15 protein-coding genes are annotated in these 16,024 nt (G+C 64.4%); 12 read left to right on the top strand and 3 right to left on the bottom strand.

Going from position 1 to position 16,024, the window contains the following annotated elements; genetic code table 11:
- Positions 1 to 277: 277 nt before the first annotated feature.
- From ACLFLU_RS26425 to hisC, 9 genes are all read left to right on the top strand, one after another.
- On the top strand, positions 278 to 1,135 hold the full coding sequence (locus ACLFLU_RS26425) for an adenylate kinase (RefSeq protein WP_426414083.1): 858 nt from the start codon (positions 278 to 280) through the stop codon (positions 1,133 to 1,135).
- Positions 1,136 to 1,323: 188 nt separating this feature from the next.
- Positions 1,324 to 1,692 (top strand): 30S ribosomal protein S13, encoded by a 369-nt coding sequence (gene rpsM, locus ACLFLU_RS26420; protein WP_014494511.1) that lies wholly within the window; start codon positions 1,324 to 1,326, stop codon positions 1,690 to 1,692.
- 126 nt (positions 1,693 to 1,818) lie between these two features.
- Positions 1,819 to 2,208, top strand: a complete 390-nt coding sequence (gene rpsK, locus ACLFLU_RS26415; RefSeq protein WP_007603045.1) for a 30S ribosomal protein S11 — start codon at positions 1,819 to 1,821, stop codon at positions 2,206 to 2,208.
- A gap of 110 nt (positions 2,209 to 2,318) precedes the next feature.
- Complete coding sequence (locus tag ACLFLU_RS26410) at positions 2,319 to 3,350, top strand: DNA-directed RNA polymerase subunit alpha (protein ID WP_426407731.1); 1,032 nt, start codon at positions 2,319 to 2,321, stop codon at positions 3,348 to 3,350.
- A 123-nt stretch (positions 3,351 to 3,473) separates the two neighbouring features.
- Positions 3,474 to 3,890, top strand: coding sequence for a 50S ribosomal protein L17 (rplQ, locus tag ACLFLU_RS26405; protein WP_148770535.1), 417 nt, complete (start codon positions 3,474 to 3,476; stop codon positions 3,888 to 3,890).
- 120 nt (positions 3,891 to 4,010) lie between these two features.
- Positions 4,011 to 4,847: a c-type cytochrome gene (locus tag ACLFLU_RS26400; RefSeq protein ID WP_426407730.1), complete on the top strand. Its 837-nt coding sequence runs from the start codon at positions 4,011 to 4,013 to the stop codon at positions 4,845 to 4,847.
- 140 nt (positions 4,848 to 4,987) lie between these two features.
- The gene (locus ACLFLU_RS26395; RefSeq protein ID WP_426407729.1) at positions 4,988 to 5,776 is read left to right on the top strand and encodes an SDR family NAD(P)-dependent oxidoreductase; all 789 of its coding nucleotides are present in this window, start codon (positions 4,988 to 4,990) and stop codon (positions 5,774 to 5,776) included.
- A gap of 93 nt (positions 5,777 to 5,869) precedes the next feature.
- Positions 5,870 to 7,186 (top strand): chloride channel protein, encoded by a 1,317-nt coding sequence (locus ACLFLU_RS26390; protein ID WP_426407728.1) that lies wholly within the window; start codon positions 5,870 to 5,872, stop codon positions 7,184 to 7,186.
- Positions 7,183 to 8,241, top strand: coding sequence for a histidinol-phosphate transaminase (gene hisC / locus ACLFLU_RS26385; RefSeq protein ID WP_426407727.1), 1,059 nt, complete (start codon positions 7,183 to 7,185; stop codon positions 8,239 to 8,241). The genes ACLFLU_RS26390 and hisC overlap by 4 nt, the downstream gene beginning before the upstream one ends.
- A 65-nt stretch (positions 8,242 to 8,306) precedes the next feature.
- On the opposite strand, the gene ACLFLU_RS26380 is transcribed toward hisC, so the two are convergent.
- Both ACLFLU_RS26380 and ACLFLU_RS26375 read right to left on the bottom strand, forming a co-directional pair.
- Positions 8,307 to 9,320 (bottom strand): zinc-binding alcohol dehydrogenase family protein, encoded by a 1,014-nt coding sequence (locus ACLFLU_RS26380; RefSeq protein ID WP_426407726.1) that lies wholly within the window; start codon positions 9,318 to 9,320, stop codon positions 8,307 to 8,309.
- Positions 9,321 to 9,484: 164 nt separating this feature from the next.
- Positions 9,485 to 11,104: an OprO/OprP family phosphate-selective porin gene (locus ACLFLU_RS26375; protein WP_426407725.1), complete on the bottom strand. Its 1,620-nt coding sequence runs from the start codon at positions 11,102 to 11,104 to the stop codon at positions 9,485 to 9,487.
- Between the two features lie 327 nt (positions 11,105 to 11,431).
- Here ACLFLU_RS26375 and ACLFLU_RS26370 point away from each other — a divergent pair, with 327 nt between their 5' ends.
- Genes ACLFLU_RS26370 through ACLFLU_RS26360 form a run of 3 tightly spaced genes read left to right on the top strand, consistent with a single transcriptional unit; the run spans position 11,432 to position 15,434 of the window.
- Entirely contained in the window at positions 11,432 to 12,835 is a 1,404-nt protein-coding gene (locus tag ACLFLU_RS26370; protein WP_426407724.1) for a DegQ family serine endoprotease, read from the top strand.
- Positions 12,832 to 14,163, top strand: coding sequence for a replication-associated recombination protein A (locus ACLFLU_RS26365; RefSeq protein WP_426407723.1), 1,332 nt, complete (start codon positions 12,832 to 12,834; stop codon positions 14,161 to 14,163). Before ACLFLU_RS26370 ends, ACLFLU_RS26365 begins: the two co-directional genes overlap by 4 nt.
- 56 nt (positions 14,164 to 14,219) lie before the next feature.
- Complete coding sequence (locus ACLFLU_RS26360; protein ID WP_426407722.1) at positions 14,220 to 15,434, top strand: RluA family pseudouridine synthase; 1,215 nt, start codon at positions 14,220 to 14,222, stop codon at positions 15,432 to 15,434.
- A gap of 55 nt (positions 15,435 to 15,489) precedes the next feature.
- On the opposite strand, the gene ACLFLU_RS26355 is transcribed toward ACLFLU_RS26360, so the two are convergent.
- Positions 15,490 to 15,936, bottom strand: coding sequence for a hypothetical protein (locus ACLFLU_RS26355; RefSeq protein WP_426407721.1), 447 nt, complete (start codon positions 15,934 to 15,936; stop codon positions 15,490 to 15,492).
- Between the last annotated feature and the right edge of the window lie 88 nt (positions 15,937 to 16,024).

Genomic DNA, 16,024 nt, shown 5'->3' with positions numbered 1-16,024 from the left:
ACGCGGCGTCCTCTCAAGGCGGCGCGCTAGCGTCGCCGATTCGCCGCGCGAGTGACGCGCGGCGCCCGCCGAGGCGATCAGCCAGTCATTCGGTCGCGTCGGCAGAGCTGCTCTCACTGCAGCGCAATCACTGATTTCAAAGGCCTTCTTGGCGTCCGGGCATTTGCTCCCCTATGATATGGGTAGCGGTGCGGCGCCGATTATGATTTGCACTGTTACTGAACTTTCAAACACAGGTGCGCGACGTATCGCTCACCAATCCGGGGGGCGTACGCCAATGAGAATTATACTTCTGGGACCGCCGGGATCGGGCAAGGGGACCCAGGCGCAGCTACTGATTCAGCGCTATGGCATCGTCCAGCTCTCGACCGGCGAAATGTTGCGTGCAGCCGTCGCGGCCGGAACGCCGGTCGGGCTGAAGGCCAAGGAGATCATGGCCGGCGGCGGGCTCGTGCCCGACGAGATTGTGGTGGGAATCATCTCCGACCGCATCGATCAGCCGGACGCGAAGAATGGTTTCATCCTCGATGGTTTCCCGCGCACCGTGCCGCAGGCCGAGGCGCTGGATGATCTGCTTCGGCACAAGCATCTCAAGCTCGACGCCGTGATCGAGCTCCGCGTCAACGAGAGCGCGCTGCTGAGTCGCGTCGAGACTCGTGTCGCCCAGATGCGGGAGCGCGGGGAGGAGGTCCGGGTCGACGACACCCCCGAGGTCCTGACCAAGCGACTCGCTAGCTACCGCAGCCAGACGGAACCGTTGATTCACTACTATTCCGAGCGTCGGAAGCTCTCCACCATCGACGGCATGATGGCCATCGACGAGGTCACCCGCGCCATCCACCGCCAGCTCCTGGCGCTCGGCGCGGTCGAACCCAAGAGCCATGCGCGCAGCGCGGCCAAGGCGGGGCAGGCCAAAAAGGCCAAGGCAGCGGCCAACAAGCCGGCGAAAGCGGCCAAAAAGGCTGCCAAATCAGCTAAATCCGCCAAAAAAGCCGTGAAGGGCGCCAAAAAGGCGGCCAAGAAGGCAGCCAAGAAAACTGTCAAGAAAACGGTCAAAAAGACCGCCAAAAAGGCCGTCAAAAAAGGTTCGAAGAAGGGACCAAAAAAGGTCACGAAAAAGCGAGCCAAGCGCTAGCGGCGGTTGACGAAAGCCCCCTGAATCCCTTAATAAGCCCCGCATCCAAGTCGGATAGTTTCAAACGATGCCGGGCCCCAGGAAGACCAGGGGTGGGCGTCGTGTTCGCGTTTGTGAACACCTGCCCGAGAAACATAAGCACTTAAAGCCCGATTCCTGACGAGGGATCGGCGACAGGAGAGAAGGCCGTGGCCCGTATTGCCGGCGTGAACATTCCGACCAACAAGCGCGTGCTGATCGCGCTCCAGTACATCCATGGCATCGGCCAGAAGATCGCTGGTGAGATCCTCGAAAAGGTGAAGATCCCCGAGGATCGTCGCGTCAATCAGCTCAGCGATGCTGAAGTGCTCCAGATCCGCGAAGTGATCGACCGCGACTATCTCGTCGAGGGCGATCTGCGTCGTGAAGTCGGTATCAACATCAAGCGTCTGATGGACCTCGGCTGCTATCGCGGCCTGCGTCATCGTCGCGGTCTGCCGGTGCGCGGTCAGCGGACCCACACCAATGCGCGTACGCGCAAGGGCCCGGCCAAGGCCATCGCCGGCAAGAAGAAGTAAACTCGCGAATAGGGAATGGCGAATGGCGAGTAGGGAGCTTCCCTATTCGCCATTCGCCACTCGCATTTTCACAGGTGTAGCCGCTGGCATTACGGCGGCGTTTGAGATCTCCAGGAAAGGTAGTCTATGGGCAAGGAAGCCACCCGCGTTCGTCGTCGTGAGCGCAAGAACATCGCCTCCGGCGTCGCGCACGTGAACTCGTCGTTCAACAACACGACCATCACCATCACCGACGCGCAGGGCAACACGATTGCCTGGTCCTCCGCCGGCACGATGGGCTTCAAGGGCTCGCGCAAGTCGACCCCGTATGCCGCGCAGGTCGCCGCCGAAGACGTGTCCAAGAAGGCGCAGGAACATGGCATGCGCACGCTGGAAGTCGAAGTCGCCGGTCCCGGTTCGGGCCGTGAGTCGGCGCTCCGCGCGCTGCAGGCCGCGGGCTTCACCGTCACCTCGATCCGCGACGTGACCACGATCCCGCACAACGGCTGCCGCCCGCGCAAGCGTCGGCGCGTCTGATACGAAGTTGCGGGCGCATCGTCGCCCGCGATGTTTTTTTAGAAGCCGCGGGTTTGATCTGCGGCCTTTCTCCAACGCCAGTATTTGAATTTTCAAATCGACTGGCCTGTATGGGTGAAACAGTGACGATCCAGAAAAATTGGCAAGAACTGATTCGGCCGAACAAGCTCCAGATACAGCCCGGCAGCGATCCCTCGCGTTTCGCGACCATCGTCGCCGAGCCGCTCGAGCGCGGTTTCGGCCAGACGCTCGGCAACGCGTTGCGCCGCATCCTGCTCTCCTCGCTTCAGGGCGCGGCGGTGCAGTCGGTGCACATCGACGGCGTGCTGCACGAGTTCTCCTCGATCGCTGGCGTCCGTGAGGACGTCACCGACATCGTGCTGAACATCAAGGACATCGCGATCAAGATGCAGGGCGAAGGCCCCAAGCGCATGGTCGTGAAGAAGCAGGGCCCGGGTGCTGTCACCGCCGGCGACATCCAGACCGTTGGCGACGTCGTCGTGCTCAACCCGGACCTGCAGATCTGCACGCTCGACGAAGGCGCCGAGATTCGCATGGAGTTCACGGTCGCAACCGGCAAGGGCTACGTGCCCGCCGAGCGCAACCGTCCCGAGGACGCGCCGATCGGCCTGATCCCGGTCGACAGCCTGTACTCGCCGGTCCGCAAGGTCTCTTACAAGGTCGAGAACACCCGCGAGGGCCAGATCCTCGACTACGACAAGCTGACCATGACGATCGAGACCAACGGCGCGTTGACGCCGGATGACTCGGTGGCTTACGCCGCCCGCATCCTGCAGGATCAGCTCAACGTGTTCGTCAACTTCGAAGAGCCGCGCAAGGAAGTCGCCCAGGAGATCATCCCGGACCTCGCCTTCAACCCGGCCTTCCTCAAGAAGGTGGACGAGCTCGAGCTGTCGGTGCGTTCGGCCAACTGCTTGAAGAACGACAACATCGTCTACATTGGCGACCTCGTGCAGAAGTCGGAAGCGGAAATGCTCCGCACCCCGAACTTCGGCCGCAAGTCGCTGAACGAGATCAAGGAAGTGCTGGCCCAGATGGGTCTGCACCTCGGCATGGAAGTGCCGGGCTGGCCGCCGGAGAACATCGACGAGCTCGCCAAGCGCTTCGAGGATCACTACTGATCCGTACGTCACCGTCGCGGCCGGAGAAGTCTGGCCGCGATTTTTATGGGCGAACGCAGGCAGCCCACCTGAGCAACATGTCCGACGAACCGTCGCGGCAGTTTTGAAGTAAGGACTACACACATGCGTCACGGCAAGGTTCATCGGAAGCTCAACCGCACGGCCGAGCATCGCCGCGCGATGTTCGCCAACATGGCGGCCGCGCTGATCAAGCACGAGCAGATCGTCACCACGCTGCCCAAGGCCAAGGAGCTTCGTCCGATCGTCGAGAAGCTCGTGACCCTCGGCAAGAAGGGCGGGCTGTCCCTGCGCCGCCAGGCCATCTCCGAGATGCGCGACAAGGACCAGGTCAGGAAGCTGTTCGACGTGCTGGCGCCCCGCTACAAGGATCGCCAGGGCGGCTACACCCGCATCATCAAGGCGGGCTTCCGCTACGGCGACAACGCCGCGATGGCCGTGATCGAGTTCGTCGACCGCGACGTCGATGCCAAGGGCCAGGACTCCGGTCCGGTGCAGGCGAAGGAAGCCGAGGCGGCGTAAGCCGGTCGGTACCGAGATCTTCGAAAGCGGCGCCCCTGGGCGCCGCTTTTTTGTATGCGGTGGCGACATCTCATGCCGCGCATCGTTGGGGTGAAACGCGATTCTGGCCGGGGGGCTCTCATGAGGATTGTGTTTGGGATTGCGCTGGCGCTGCTGGTGTCTCCGGCTGCCGCCGAGACGCTGGTCGAGCGCGGCGCCTATCTCGTCAACAGCGTGATGGTCTGCAACAACTGCCATACGCCGCGCGGGCCGCAGGGCCTGGATATGACGCGTGCGCTCTCGGGCGGGCAGACCTTCGACGAGCCCGCCTTCAAGGTCACCGCGTCCAATATCACGCCCGATAAAGAGACCGGCATCGGCAACTGGAGCGATGCCGCGCTGAAGCATTTCCTCGTCAGCGGCATCAGGCCGAATGGGTCGGCCGTTGCGCCGATCATGCCGACCGTTTTCTACACGGTGCTTACGGCACGCGATCTCGATGCGCTCACGGCCTACCTGCGCTCGGTGCCGTCAGTGCATCACGAGACGCCAGCGCCGGAATACAGGATCACGCTGAAGCCGGACATGCCGATCTATGCCGGCAAGCAGGCAACCGAGGCGGAGCTGTCCGACAAGCTCACCCGCGGCCGCTATCTCCTCACCATCGCCCATTGCCTGGAATGTCACACGCCGGAAGGCCCGTCCGTGGTGCACGATTTCGCCGGCGCCAGCGGGAAGGGTGGCCGGACCTTCAGGGGGCCGTGGGGCGAATCCGTCTCTGCCAACATCACCTCTGATCCGGTGGCGGGCCTCGGACAGTGGAGCGACGACGAAATCAAACGTGCGATTACGCAAGGCGTCGCGCGCGATGGTCACAAGCTCAAGCCGCCGATGGCCTATGCTGGTTACGCCACCATGTCGCCGCAGGATCTCGATGCCATCGTCGCGTTCGTCCGGACGCTGCCGCCGAAATCGTAGGGTGGGCAAAGGCGCGCACTCTTCGCGCGCCGTGCCCACCATTTCCAGACCACGCGGTTGATCCTCACGCGTCGGTGAGCGGCGATTGCACCTGCCTGTGCAGCGCACGATATCCGTTTCACCATCAATGGAGATGACGCATGAACATTGACCTTTCCGGAAAGACTGCCCTCGTGACCGGCTCGACCGCCGGTATCGGCCATGCCATCGCCAAGGGCCTCGCCGGCTCCGGCGCGAGCGTGGTGATCAACGGGCGCAGCCAGGACAAGGTCGACGCGGCCGTGCGCAAGCTGGAAGGGACGGGCGCCAAGGTGCGCGGCATCGCCGCGGACGTCTCGACCGCGGCGGGATGCAAGGCGCTGGTGGCGGCGCTGCCCGAGGTCGACATCCTCATCAACAATGCCGGCATCTTCGAGCCGAAGGACTTTTTCGAGATTCCGGACGAGGACTGGAGCCGCTTCTTCGAGGTCAATGTGATGAGCGGTGTGCGGCTGTCTCGCGCGTACATGAAGGGCATGCTCAAGCGCAATTGGGGCCGCATCGTTTTCATCTCCTCGGAATCCGGGCTCAACATTCCCGTCGAGATGATCCACTACGGCATGAGCAAGACGGCGCAGCTCTCGGTCGCGCGTGGGCTGGCGCAACTCACCCGCGGTACCGGCGTGACCGTGAATTCGGTGCTGCCTGGCCCGACCATGTCCGAGGGCGTCGAGACGTTTGTGAAGGATCTCGCCAAGCAGAACGGTCAGTCGGTCGACGAGGCCGCGGCCAATTTCGTCAAGCAGCATCGCCCAAGCTCGCTGATCCAGCGCTTTGCCACCGTCGACGAGATCGCCAACATGGTGGTCTACGTCGCCTCGAAGCAAGCGTCCGCGACCAACGGCGCGGCGCTACGCGCTGAGGGCGGCATCGTCAACACGATCGCATAAGCTGCGATCGGGCGTCGGGAGCGTGGTTCCAGCCAGCTGCTCCGCTCCCGCGCCCCTTTCATTCGTAGCGGGACCAGCTAAAACCGGGGTTCCATGCTCTGGCCCCTCTCGACCCGCCACAAACGCTTGTTCAGGCTGACATCCGCGCGATGGCAGCGGCGGGCGATCTTTCTGCTTGGCGGGATCGGGGTCGGCGCTGCGGCAGTGGCGCTGGCGCAGCTTGCCGATCTCGCGCAACACGCCTTTGTGCTCCTTTTGGCCAAGTCGCGCTATGCCGTGCTGGCGGTGACGCCGCTCGGCTTCATGCTGTCGGCCTATCTGACCATCCGTCTGTTCCCGAATGCGCAGGGCAGCGGCATTCCGCAGGCGATCGCTGCGCGGCATCTGAGCGATCAGGCGGCGCGCGAGAGCCTGGTTTCGATCCGGATCGCGATCGGCAAGATGATCCTCACTCTGTTCGGGCTCCTCTGCGGCGGCTCGGTCGGGCGGGAAGGGCCGACCGTTCAGGTCGGCGCCTCCATCATGTTCGCGCTTGGCCGCTTCTCGCCACGCCGTCAGCCCGGGCTGATTCTGGCCGGTGCCGCCGCCGGCGTTGCCGCGGCCTTCAACACGCCTCTTGCGGGAATCGTCTTCGGCATCGAGGAGATGAGCCGCGCTTTCGAGACCCGCACCTCCAGTCTCATCATCGCTGCCGTCATCGCGGCCGGCCTGACGTCGCTCGCGCTGGCCGGCAATTACGCCTATTTCGGCAGCAGCGCGATGTCGCTGGCGCGTGGCGCTGACTGGCTGGCCGTTCCGCTTTGCGGCGTGGTCGGAGGCATCGCGGGCGGCCTGTTCAGCCGCGTTGTCATCGCCATGGCGCGCGGCTTCAAGAACCCGCTCGGACGCGCGATCAAGGGCCATCCGCTCTGGTTCGCATTTGTCTGCGGCCTTGCTGTCGCGGTCTGTGGCCTGGTCTCCGGCGATACGATCTATGGCACGGGCTATGTGCAGGTGAAGGAGGCGCTGGACCACGGCACGTCGCTGCCGCGAGACTTCGGCGTCCTCAAGCTGCTGGCCACCACCTTTGCCGCGATCAGCGGCATACCGGGCGGCATCTTCTCGCCGTCGCTGGCCGTCGGGGCCGGCATCGGCAGCAATATCGCGGCGTTGTTCCAGGACGCGCCGCTCGGTGCGATCATGCTGCTCGGCATGGTCTCGTATTTTGCCGGCGTCGTGCAGGCGCCGATTACCGCCTTCGTGATCGTGACCGAGATGACCGACAATCACGGCATGGTCGTGCCGTTGATGGCAGCCGCGCTGATCGCGCATTTCGTCTCGCGGATGATCTGCGAGGAGGGAATCTATCACGCGCTCGCGAAAGGCTTCGTCGAACGGGCGACGCGTCCGCGTGAGGAGGAAGGAAGATGAGTCGTTTCTGGAGCAGCTTGACGCACGATTTGAAGCCCTATGTGCCGGGCGAGCAGCCCCGCATCGCGGATTTGGTCAAGCTGAACACCAATGAGAACCCGCTCGGTCCATCTTCGCGCGCGCTGGAAGCGATCCGCGACGCGGCCGCCGATACGCTGCGTCTTTATCCGGACCCGCAGGCGACCGCGCTGCGTGCCGCCCTGGCCGCCTACCACGGTGTGAGGCCCGAGCAGGTGTTCGTCGGCAATGGCTCTGACGAGGTGCTGGCGCATGCCTTTGTCGCGCTGCTGAAGCACGATGCACCGCTGCTCTTTCCGGATATCGCCTACAGTTTCTATCCCGTCTATTGCGGTCTGTTCGACATCGCCTACGAGACCGTGCCGCTCGATCAGGCCATGCAGATTCGCGTCGCTGATTATCGCCGGCAGGCCGGCGCGATCATCGTCCCAAATCCGAACGCGCCGACGGGGATCGCGCTGTCTCGCGGCGAGATCACAACACTGCTGGAGGAGCATCCGGATGTGCCTGTGGTCGTCGACGAAGCCTATGTCGATTTCGGCGCCGAGACTGCGATTCCGCTGGTGGCGTCCCATCGCAATCTCCTGGTCGTGCAGACCATGTCGAAGTCGCGCGCGCTGGCCGGGCTGCGGGTCGGATATGCGATCGGCGATGCCGATCTGATTGAAGCGCTGACGCGCGTGAAGGACAGTTTCAATTCATATCCGCTCGGCCGGCCCGCTCTGGCCGGCGCGATCGCCTCGCTGGAGGACGAATCCTATTTCCAGCAGAGCCGCGTTCGCGTGATCGAGGGCCGGGAGCGGCTGACCCGCGGGCTGAAGGCTGCTGGTTTCGAGGTGTTGCCGTCGCTCGCCAACTTCGTCTTCGCGCGCCATCCCGCGCATGAAGGGGCCGCGCTTGCGGCGGCGCTGCGGGAGCAGGCGGTGATCGTCCGCCACTTTTCCGCGGCTCGCATCTCGGATTATCTGCGGATCACCGTAGGTACGGATGAGCAGATCGACCGGCTGTTGTCGGCGTTGTCGCGGATCCTGGGCTGACCACCACGAAATCGTAAGGTGGGCGCAGCGCAAATGCGCCTTCGCCCACCCTACGAGATCTCAGCCTACCACCCCTCCAGCACGATCTTGCCGCGCGACTTGCCGCTCTCGAGCAGCGCGTGCGCGCGCTTGAGGTTGGCTGCGTTGATCGTGCCAAAGGTCTGGTCGAGCGTGGTGCGCAGCACGCCCTTGTCGATGAGGTCGGCGACGTCGTCGAGCAGATGATGCTGCGCGATCATGTCGGGCGTCTGGAACGAGGAGCGCGTGAACATCGATTCCCAGTGCACGGAGATCGCCTTGCCCTTGAATGCGGCAACCGTAAACTCCGCGGGATCGTCGATCAGGCCGAACCGGCCCTGCGGCGCCATGAATTCGGCAATGTTCTTGTAGTGCTGGTCGGTGAAGGTGAGGCTCGCCACGAGCGCGACCGGCGGCAGCTTCAGTTTCTCGATCTGCTCCTTCATCGGCTTGCCGTGATCGATCACGGCATGCGCGCCGAGATCGAGGCACCATTTTTGTGATTCCGGCCGCGTTGCGGTCGCAACCACGGTGAGGCCGGTGAGGCGGCGCGCGAGCTGGATCAGGATCGAGCCGACGCCGCCGGCGCCGCCGGTGATGAGAAGCGTGCGCGGATCGACGCTCTTGCCGGGGACCGCGCCGAGGCGATCGAACAGCAATTCCCAGGCGGTGATGGAGGTGAGGGGAAGGGCGGCGGCCTGCGCGAACGACAGCGACTTCGGCTTGTTGCCGACGATGCGCTCGTCGACCAGGTGGAATTCGGAGTTGGTGCCCGGGCGCAGGATGGAGCCCGCGTAGAATACTTCGTCGCCTGGCTTGAACAGCGTGACCTCGGGGCCGACCGCATCGACCACGCCGGCCGCGTCATAGCCCAAAATCTTGGTCTCGCCTTCGGGCGGGGCGGCGCGCTTGCGCACCTTGTAATCGACCGGGTTGGCCGAGATCGCCTTCACCGCGACACGGATGTCGCGTCCCTTGGGCTCGGGCTTGGTGGTCTCGAAATCGATCAGCGCGTCCTGATCTTCGATCGGAAGCGATTTTTTGTAGCCGACGGCCTTCATGGCTTGTCTCCATCAGATGGCGTATTCGCGTGCCGCTCTAACTGTCGCCCCGGCTCCTATTTGGCAAGTACTGCAAATTCGGGGATATAGTACCCGTTTGGATACTATTGCGCCGGAAGCGGCCCGTGCCGCTCCCGGCGCTTTTCTTCAGACAGGACGTCAGATCAGAACGCGACCTGCGTACGCATCGCGACCGCATTGAACGTCGAGCCCGTATTCACCGCGGAGACGGCGCTCGCCTGCTTGGAGATGTCGCCATGCAGATAGTCGAGCATGAAGCGGACATTGTTGTTGACGTACCAGTTCAGCGCGGCGGTGTAGATGGTCTGGCGTCCACCCGCGATGCCAGCTGCAGTTGCGAGCTGATCGTTCAGGTTCATCGTGCTCACGCGTCCGGCGATTTCCCAGGCACCCCAGCCGCCGCCGGCGAGTGAGAAGGGATTGGCCGGCTTGACGCCGCCATACGAGGCGCTCGCCGCATTGTAGGCACGGCTCTCACCGGTCAGCACGTAGCCGACCTGCGCGTAGCCGCCATCGAATTTCAGGCTCGACGCGCCGAGCGGCGGCAGGCCGGTATTGGCAGTGCGGTCGACGTTGAACCAGTAATATTCGCCTTGCGCGATGAACGAGCCATAGGTCGCCGCCGCCTCGACGCCGTAGACCTGCGCCCCGGAGACGTTGGCAATCGCGCCGGTCGAGATCAGCGTCGTCGGATCGATCCGCAACTCGGGCCGGTCGTTGAGCGTGAGCGTCTGCGCCTGCGTCACCAGATTGCGCGGCGGCTGGATCAGCCATTCCGCGTCGGCACCGATATGAACCGAGTAGCCGTTGCCGCTGATCGGGTTGCCGGCGACGCGAACGACCGCGCCGTATTGCTCGCTGGTGCCGGGCGGAGAGACGCTGGACGCAGAGTGGATCTGGCCTGTGGTCGGTCCGGTGACATAGGCACCCATCCAGAGCTGGTCATTCCACCAGCGGGTGCCGACGGCCGAGCGGAAGTCACTGGCTGCGATGTTTTGCGCGATGATGCCGGCCGACGCACGTTCCATGAACATGATGTCGTTGGAGCTGGTGGCTTCGTCGAGCGTCCAGGGGATGTCCATGACGCCGGCTTCGATCGCCATCTTGCCGCCGAACGGCTTGAGACCGGTGTAGCTGAGATAGGCATTCTCGATGCCCGACGTCCCGCCGCCCGGCAGGAAGCCGACAGGGGTGGCGCCGGCCGCGCCGGTGCCGCCAAACCCGTCAGCCGTGCCGCCGAAGTCGTAGATCAGGGCGTAATTCCAGTCGCCGAAGAACTTGCCGACGACGCCGATACGCGCACGGCGGACGTTCTCACCACTGTCGAGCTGCTGAGGCGACGTCGCTGCCGTGTTGGGACGATAATTGTAACCGCCGACGTCCCAGTGCACGCGGCTCGTGATGGCGACGCAATTCTGCTCGTCTGCGGTGCAGATGGTCGGCCGGTTGTTCGGCATCGTCACCACGACGCCGGATGGCGCGACCGGTCCCTTGACCGGGATGGCCGCATTGGCATTGGCGACCACGGCCTTCGCCTCCGAGCGCGCTTCGGCCTTCGCTTCAGCCCTGGTCTTTGCCGCGGCCGCCGTGTTCGCGGCGGTTTGGTTCTGGAGCTTGTCCAGCTTCTGCTCCAGCATCTTCAGCTGCTGTTTCAGGAGCGCGATCTCCTGATCGCTGTTGCCTGCTGATTGTGCCTGGGCCTGCGAGGCCGCCAGCACACCGGCGAGACCAATCGCCGCGGCTGTCATTCTTGTCCTGCTCACGTCACCACTCCATCGGTTAGACCAACTTCCCCAAGTCGTAACGGGAGAGCCTAGAAACGGTTGATGACTGTCCCGCGACGGCGCGCCGCGGCTGCAACGGTTCCACCTGATGCAAATTCGTCGCAGCCGAATCCGCCAACGGGCAGCATGCAAGATGACGCGCATCATGCCAATGTGCGGCGCCTCCCAGATTGTCATTTTGCACGGGGAGCTGGCATGTCGGACACACCGGCAAGGGGTCGATAGGGGCTCGAATATTGCCGCCCGGCGCCCTTCTATTGGCTGGCGAAGGCGCCTATATTCCGACGTCTTTTCCAAGAGGTAGGAATGTTTCGAGCGAATCGGACCGCCATCGTCACGGCATTGTGCATAGCCTTTTCGGCCCACTTCAATCCGGCTGCGGCACAGGACCGTCGTGTCCCGTCGTCACCGGCCGAGTTGCGGCTGTCCTACGCGCCGATCGTGCAGCGGGTGCAGCCGGCGGTTGTCAACGTCTATGCCGCCAAGGTGGTGCAGAACCGCAATCCGCTGCTGGACGACCCGATCTTCCGCCGTTTCTTCGGCGGCGGCCAGCAGCAGGAGCAGGTGCAGCGGTCGCTCGGTTCGGGCGTGATCGTCGATTCTTCCGGGCTCGTCGTCACCAACGTCCATGTCATCGAGGGCGCCGACCAGGTGAAGGTGTCGCTGTCGGACAAGCGCGAGTTCGAGGCCGAGATCGTGCTGAAGGACTCCCGCAGCGATCTCGCGGTGCTGCGCCTGAAGGATACCAAGGAGAAATTTCCGGCGCTCGAATTCACCAATTCGGATGAGCTGATGGTGGGCGACGTCGTGATGGCGATCGGCAACCCCTTCGGCGTCGGCCAGACCGTGACCCACGGCATCATCTCGGCGCTCGCCCGCACACAGGTCGGCATCACCGACTACCAGTTCTTCATCCAGACCGATGCTGCGATCAATCCCGGCAATTCCGGCGGCGCGCTGGTCGACATGAACGGCCGGCTCGCCGGCATCAACACCGCGATCTACTCGCGCTCCGGCGGCTCGCAGGGCATCGGCTTTGCTATCCCGGCTAATATGGTGCGCGTCGTCGTCGCTTCCGCCAAGAGCGGCGGCACGGCGGTGAAGCGGCCATGGCTGGGCGCGAAGCTGCAGGCGGTGACGCCGGAGATCGCCGAGAGCCTCGGTCTGCGCTCGCCGACCGGCGCGCTGGTCGCGAGCGTCGTTCCCAACGGTCCCGCGGCCAAGGCCGGGTTGAAATCATCCGACCTCATCACGGGGATCGACGGCCAGGCCGTGGACGATCCCAACGCGTTCGACTACCGCTTCGCCACCCGTCCGATCGGCGGCACGGCGCAGATCGACGTGCAGCGCGGCGGCAAGCCGCTCAAGCTGGCGATCGCGCTCGAGACCGCGCCGGATACCGGCCGCAACGAGCTCGTCCTCACCGCGCGCTCGCCGTTCCAGGGCGCGAAGGTCTCGACCATCACGCCTGCGGTGGCCGATGAGCTGCATCTCGATGCCGATACCGAAGGCGTCGTGATCACCGATCTCGGCAGCGACAGCGCGGCCGCTCAGGTCGGCTTCCAGAAGGGCGACATCATTCTGGCCGTCAACAACCAGAAGATCGGCAAGACCGGCGACCTCGAGAAGGCGGCCGCCGTAAGCCAGCGGCTGTGGCGCATCACGCTGGTGCGTGGCGGCCAGCAGATCAACGTCACGCTGGGCGGATGAGTCCGAAGCGACCACAGGAGACGCCAACTCTCTTTGCCGCGGCGGGGCTCGATCACGAAGCCCCGCATCCGCTGCCGGACCGGCTGCGGCCGCGCGCGCTCTCGGAGGTCGTCGGCCAGGATCACATCCTCGGCCCCGACGGCGCGCTGACGCGCATGCTGGAGACGCGCACGCTCGGTTCGCTGGTCTTTTGGGGGCCGCCCGGCACCGGCAAGACCACGGTGGCGCGGCTGCTGGCGGATGCGACCGACCTGCATTTCGAGCAGATCTCCGCGGTGTTCTCCGGCGTCGCCGATCTCAAGAAGGCCTTTGACGCCGCGCGGGCCCGCCGCGAGATGGGCAAGGGCACGCTGCTGTTCGTCGACGAGGTGCATCGCTTCAACCGCGCCCAGCAGGATTCGTTTCTGCCGGTGATGGAAGACGGCACCGTCGTGATGGTCGGCGCCACCACCGAAAACCCGTCCTTCGAGCTCAACGCGGCGCTTCTGTCCCGCGCGCGCGTCCTGGTGTTTCGCTCGCTCGATGCCGCCGCGATCGAAAAACTGTTCGCGCATGCCGAGGAGGTCGAGGGCCGCAAGCTACCGCTCGATGAAGAGGCGCGCGCTGTGCTGGTGCGCATGGCCGATGGTGACGGCCGTGCGTCGTTGACACTTGCCGAAGAGGTCTGGCGTTCGGCGCGGGCGGACGAGATTTTCAACGCCGCGCAGTTGCAGGACATCCTGCAACGCCGCGCGCCGATCTACGACAAATCGGCCGACGGCCATTACAATCTGATCTCGGCGCTGCATAAGTCGGTGCGCGGCTCCGATCCGGACGCAGCGCTGTATTACCTCGCGCGCATGCTGGACGCCGGCGAAGATCCGCTGTTCCTGGCGCGTCGTGTCGTGCGCATGGCGGTCGAGGACATCGGCCTTGCCGATCCGCAGGCGCTCGTCATCGCCAATGCCGCCAAGGACGCCTTTGACTTCCTCGGCCATCCCGAGGGCGAGCTCGCGATCGCGCAGGCCGTGGTCTATCTCGCCACCGCGCCGAAATCGAATGCGGTCTACACGGCCTTCAAGGCGGCAATGCAGGTCGCCAAACAAGCCGGCTCGCTGCTGCCGCCCAAGCACATCCTGAACTCGCCGACCAAGCTGATGAAGTCGGAGGGCTATGGTGCTGCCTACGAGTACGACCACGATACCCCCGATGCGTTCTCCGGCCAGGACTACTTTCCGGAAGCCCTGGGCCGCCAAACCTTCTACGACCCGCCCGAGCGCGGTTTCGAGCGGGAGATCCGCAAGCGGCTGGATTACTGGGCCAAGCTGCGCAAGGAGCGGGGCGGCTGAGGCGAAAATCGCCATTTCGTCGTGACGGAAGGGCGCTTTTGGGCTAGGCAGGCATTATGAGCCGCCGCATCAAGAGAATGAACCCAAAGCCCCGTTCGCGTGATGAGCGCGACGATTCGCGTCCGTCCAAGGCGCGCGGCGCAAAGAAAGCTGGGGCGCGGCCCGGCAGCAAACCAGGTCCGAAGCCGCCACGCTTTGCAGCCGAGCGCGCCGAACGGCGCCCGCCCAAGGTTGCAATGGAAGAGCCGGCTGCTGCGAAGCCGGTTGAGGCGCTGCTGCCGACCAAGGTGCAGACCGTCAAGGTGACGGCCGACGAGAACAACATGCGCGTCGACCGTTTTCTCGAGGCGCGCTTTCCCGGCCTGTCGTTCTCTCACATCCAGCGCGTCGTCCGTAAGGGGGAGCTGCGCGTCGACGGCAAGCGCGTCGACAGCAAGGACCGGCTGGAGGAGGGGCAGAGCGTCCGCATCCCGCCGCTGAAGCTCGACACGCCGAAGGCCGTCGGCGAGCTGTCGGAAGGTGCGCAAAAGACGCTCGCCGCGCTGAAGGAGATGACGATCTACGAGGATGACGACGTCCTCGTGCTGAACAAGCCGTTCGGGCTTGCGGTGCAGGGCGGCTCCGGCACAACGCGACACATCGATCAGATGCTGGAGGTGATGCGCGATTCCAAGGGCCAGAAGCCACGGCTTGTGCACCGGATCGACAAGGACACGTCGGGCTGCCTGCTGATAGCCAAGACGCGCTTCGCCGCTTCGCATCTGACCGGCGCGTTCCGCTCGCGCTCGGCGCGAAAGACCTATTGGGCGCTGGTGCCGGGCCTGCCGAAGCCGAAGCAGGGCCGCATCTCGACCTTCCTTGCGAAAGAGGAGAGCGAGGACGACACCATCATGCGCATCGCGCAGCATGGCGACGAGGGCGCCAGCCACGCGGTGACCTATTACGCGGTGGTCGAGACCGCCGGCAACAAGCTGACCTGGGTGTCGCTGAAGCCGGTGACGGGGCGCACCCATCAGCTGCGTGCCCATATGGAGCATATCGGGCATCCCATCGTCGGCGATCCCAAATACTTCAACATCGAGAACTGGCAGTTGCCGGGCGGCCTGCAGAACCGTCTGCATCTGCTTGCGCGCCGCATCGTCATCCCGCATCCGCGCGGCGGCGTGATCGACGCCACCGCGCCGCTGCCGCAGCACATGCAGCAGTCGTGGAATCTGCTCGGGCTGGACGCGAGCCGGTTCGATCCGATCGAGAACGCGCCGGAGGAGTAGGGGCTTTCGCGATGTCGTCCCGGCACCGAGGATAGGGGGGCGATTGCAGCCTCCCTCAATTCCGGAACTGCTCCAAAAACATCCGCAAGCTATCATGCGGACTCTCGACATCCGCAATCAGCCAGCCCTCCGGACCGTTGACCAGGATGAAGTTCAGCGTCACCGGCCGGCCGTGATTGTCGAAGTTCGCTGCAACATAAGTCTTGTCGTATTGCCTGCGGATGATCGCGACCGCGACCGGGCCGAGCTTCCAGCTCGGGCTCTGCACCAGGAAATCATAGGGCTCGGTCCGCGGGGCGGACCACGCTTTGCGCAAGGAGGGGTCGAAGAACTGCCGGGTGGTCGCATCATCCCGCGGCAGGCCCTTGGACAGCTCCGGCGCGCCTTCGCCGTAGTAGGCGTAGACGTTGCGGACGAGCGATTCCGGGGTGCGAAAGCCGGCCTCCGCCGCGGCCAGCCAAAGCCCGGCGAACAGGGCCGCAATGCCCGCAAGTTCCCTCATGCCCGCTCGCTTTATCGGCCGCCGATCTTACCTTAAAAGCCGATCTTACTTTAAAAGCCTGCATTCAGCGGCGGAGACCGAAAACTCA

Source organism: Bradyrhizobium ganzhouense (assembly GCF_049949285.1).
Lineage (GTDB): Bacteria > Pseudomonadota > Alphaproteobacteria > Rhizobiales > Xanthobacteraceae > Bradyrhizobium > Bradyrhizobium ganzhouense.
Note: the sequence above shows the minus strand (reverse complement) of the source record. Positions and strands in the feature narration are given on the sequence as shown.

Bases quoted from the DNA above. Each gene is read 5' to 3' on its own strand.
- ACLFLU_RS26400 (WP_426407730.1), top strand. From the start codon at position 4,011: ATGAGGATTGTGTTTGGGATTGCGCTGGCGCTGCTGGTGTCTCCGGCT.
- ACLFLU_RS26380 (WP_426407726.1), bottom strand. From the start codon at position 9,320: ATGAAGGCCGTCGGCTACAAAAAATCGCTTCCGATCGAAGATCAGGAC.
- ACLFLU_RS26355 (WP_426407721.1), bottom strand. From the start codon at position 15,936: ATGAGGGAACTTGCGGGCATTGCGGCCCTGTTCGCCGGGCTTTGGCTG.
- hisC (WP_426407727.1), top strand. From the start codon at position 7,183: ATGAGTCGTTTCTGGAGCAGCTTGACGCACGATTTGAAGCCCTATGTG.
- ACLFLU_RS26425 (WP_426414083.1), top strand. From the start codon at position 278: ATGAGAATTATACTTCTGGGACCGCCGGGATCGGGCAAGGGGACCCAG.
- ACLFLU_RS26390 (WP_426407728.1), top strand. From the start codon at position 5,870: ATGCTCTGGCCCCTCTCGACCCGCCACAAACGCTTGTTCAGGCTGACA.
- ACLFLU_RS26395 (WP_426407729.1), top strand. From the start codon at position 4,988: ATGAACATTGACCTTTCCGGAAAGACTGCCCTCGTGACCGGCTCGACC.
- rpsK (WP_007603045.1), top strand. From the start codon at position 1,819: ATGGGCAAGGAAGCCACCCGCGTTCGTCGTCGTGAGCGCAAGAACATC.
- ACLFLU_RS26370 (WP_426407724.1), top strand. From the start codon at position 11,432: ATGTTTCGAGCGAATCGGACCGCCATCGTCACGGCATTGTGCATAGCC.
- ACLFLU_RS26365 (WP_426407723.1), top strand. From the start codon at position 12,832: ATGAGTCCGAAGCGACCACAGGAGACGCCAACTCTCTTTGCCGCGGCG.
- rplQ (WP_148770535.1), top strand. From the start codon at position 3,474: ATGCGTCACGGCAAGGTTCATCGGAAGCTCAACCGCACGGCCGAGCAT.
- ACLFLU_RS26410 (WP_426407731.1), top strand. From the start codon at position 2,319: ATGGGTGAAACAGTGACGATCCAGAAAAATTGGCAAGAACTGATTCGG.
- ACLFLU_RS26360 (WP_426407722.1), top strand. From the start codon at position 14,220: ATGAGCCGCCGCATCAAGAGAATGAACCCAAAGCCCCGTTCGCGTGAT.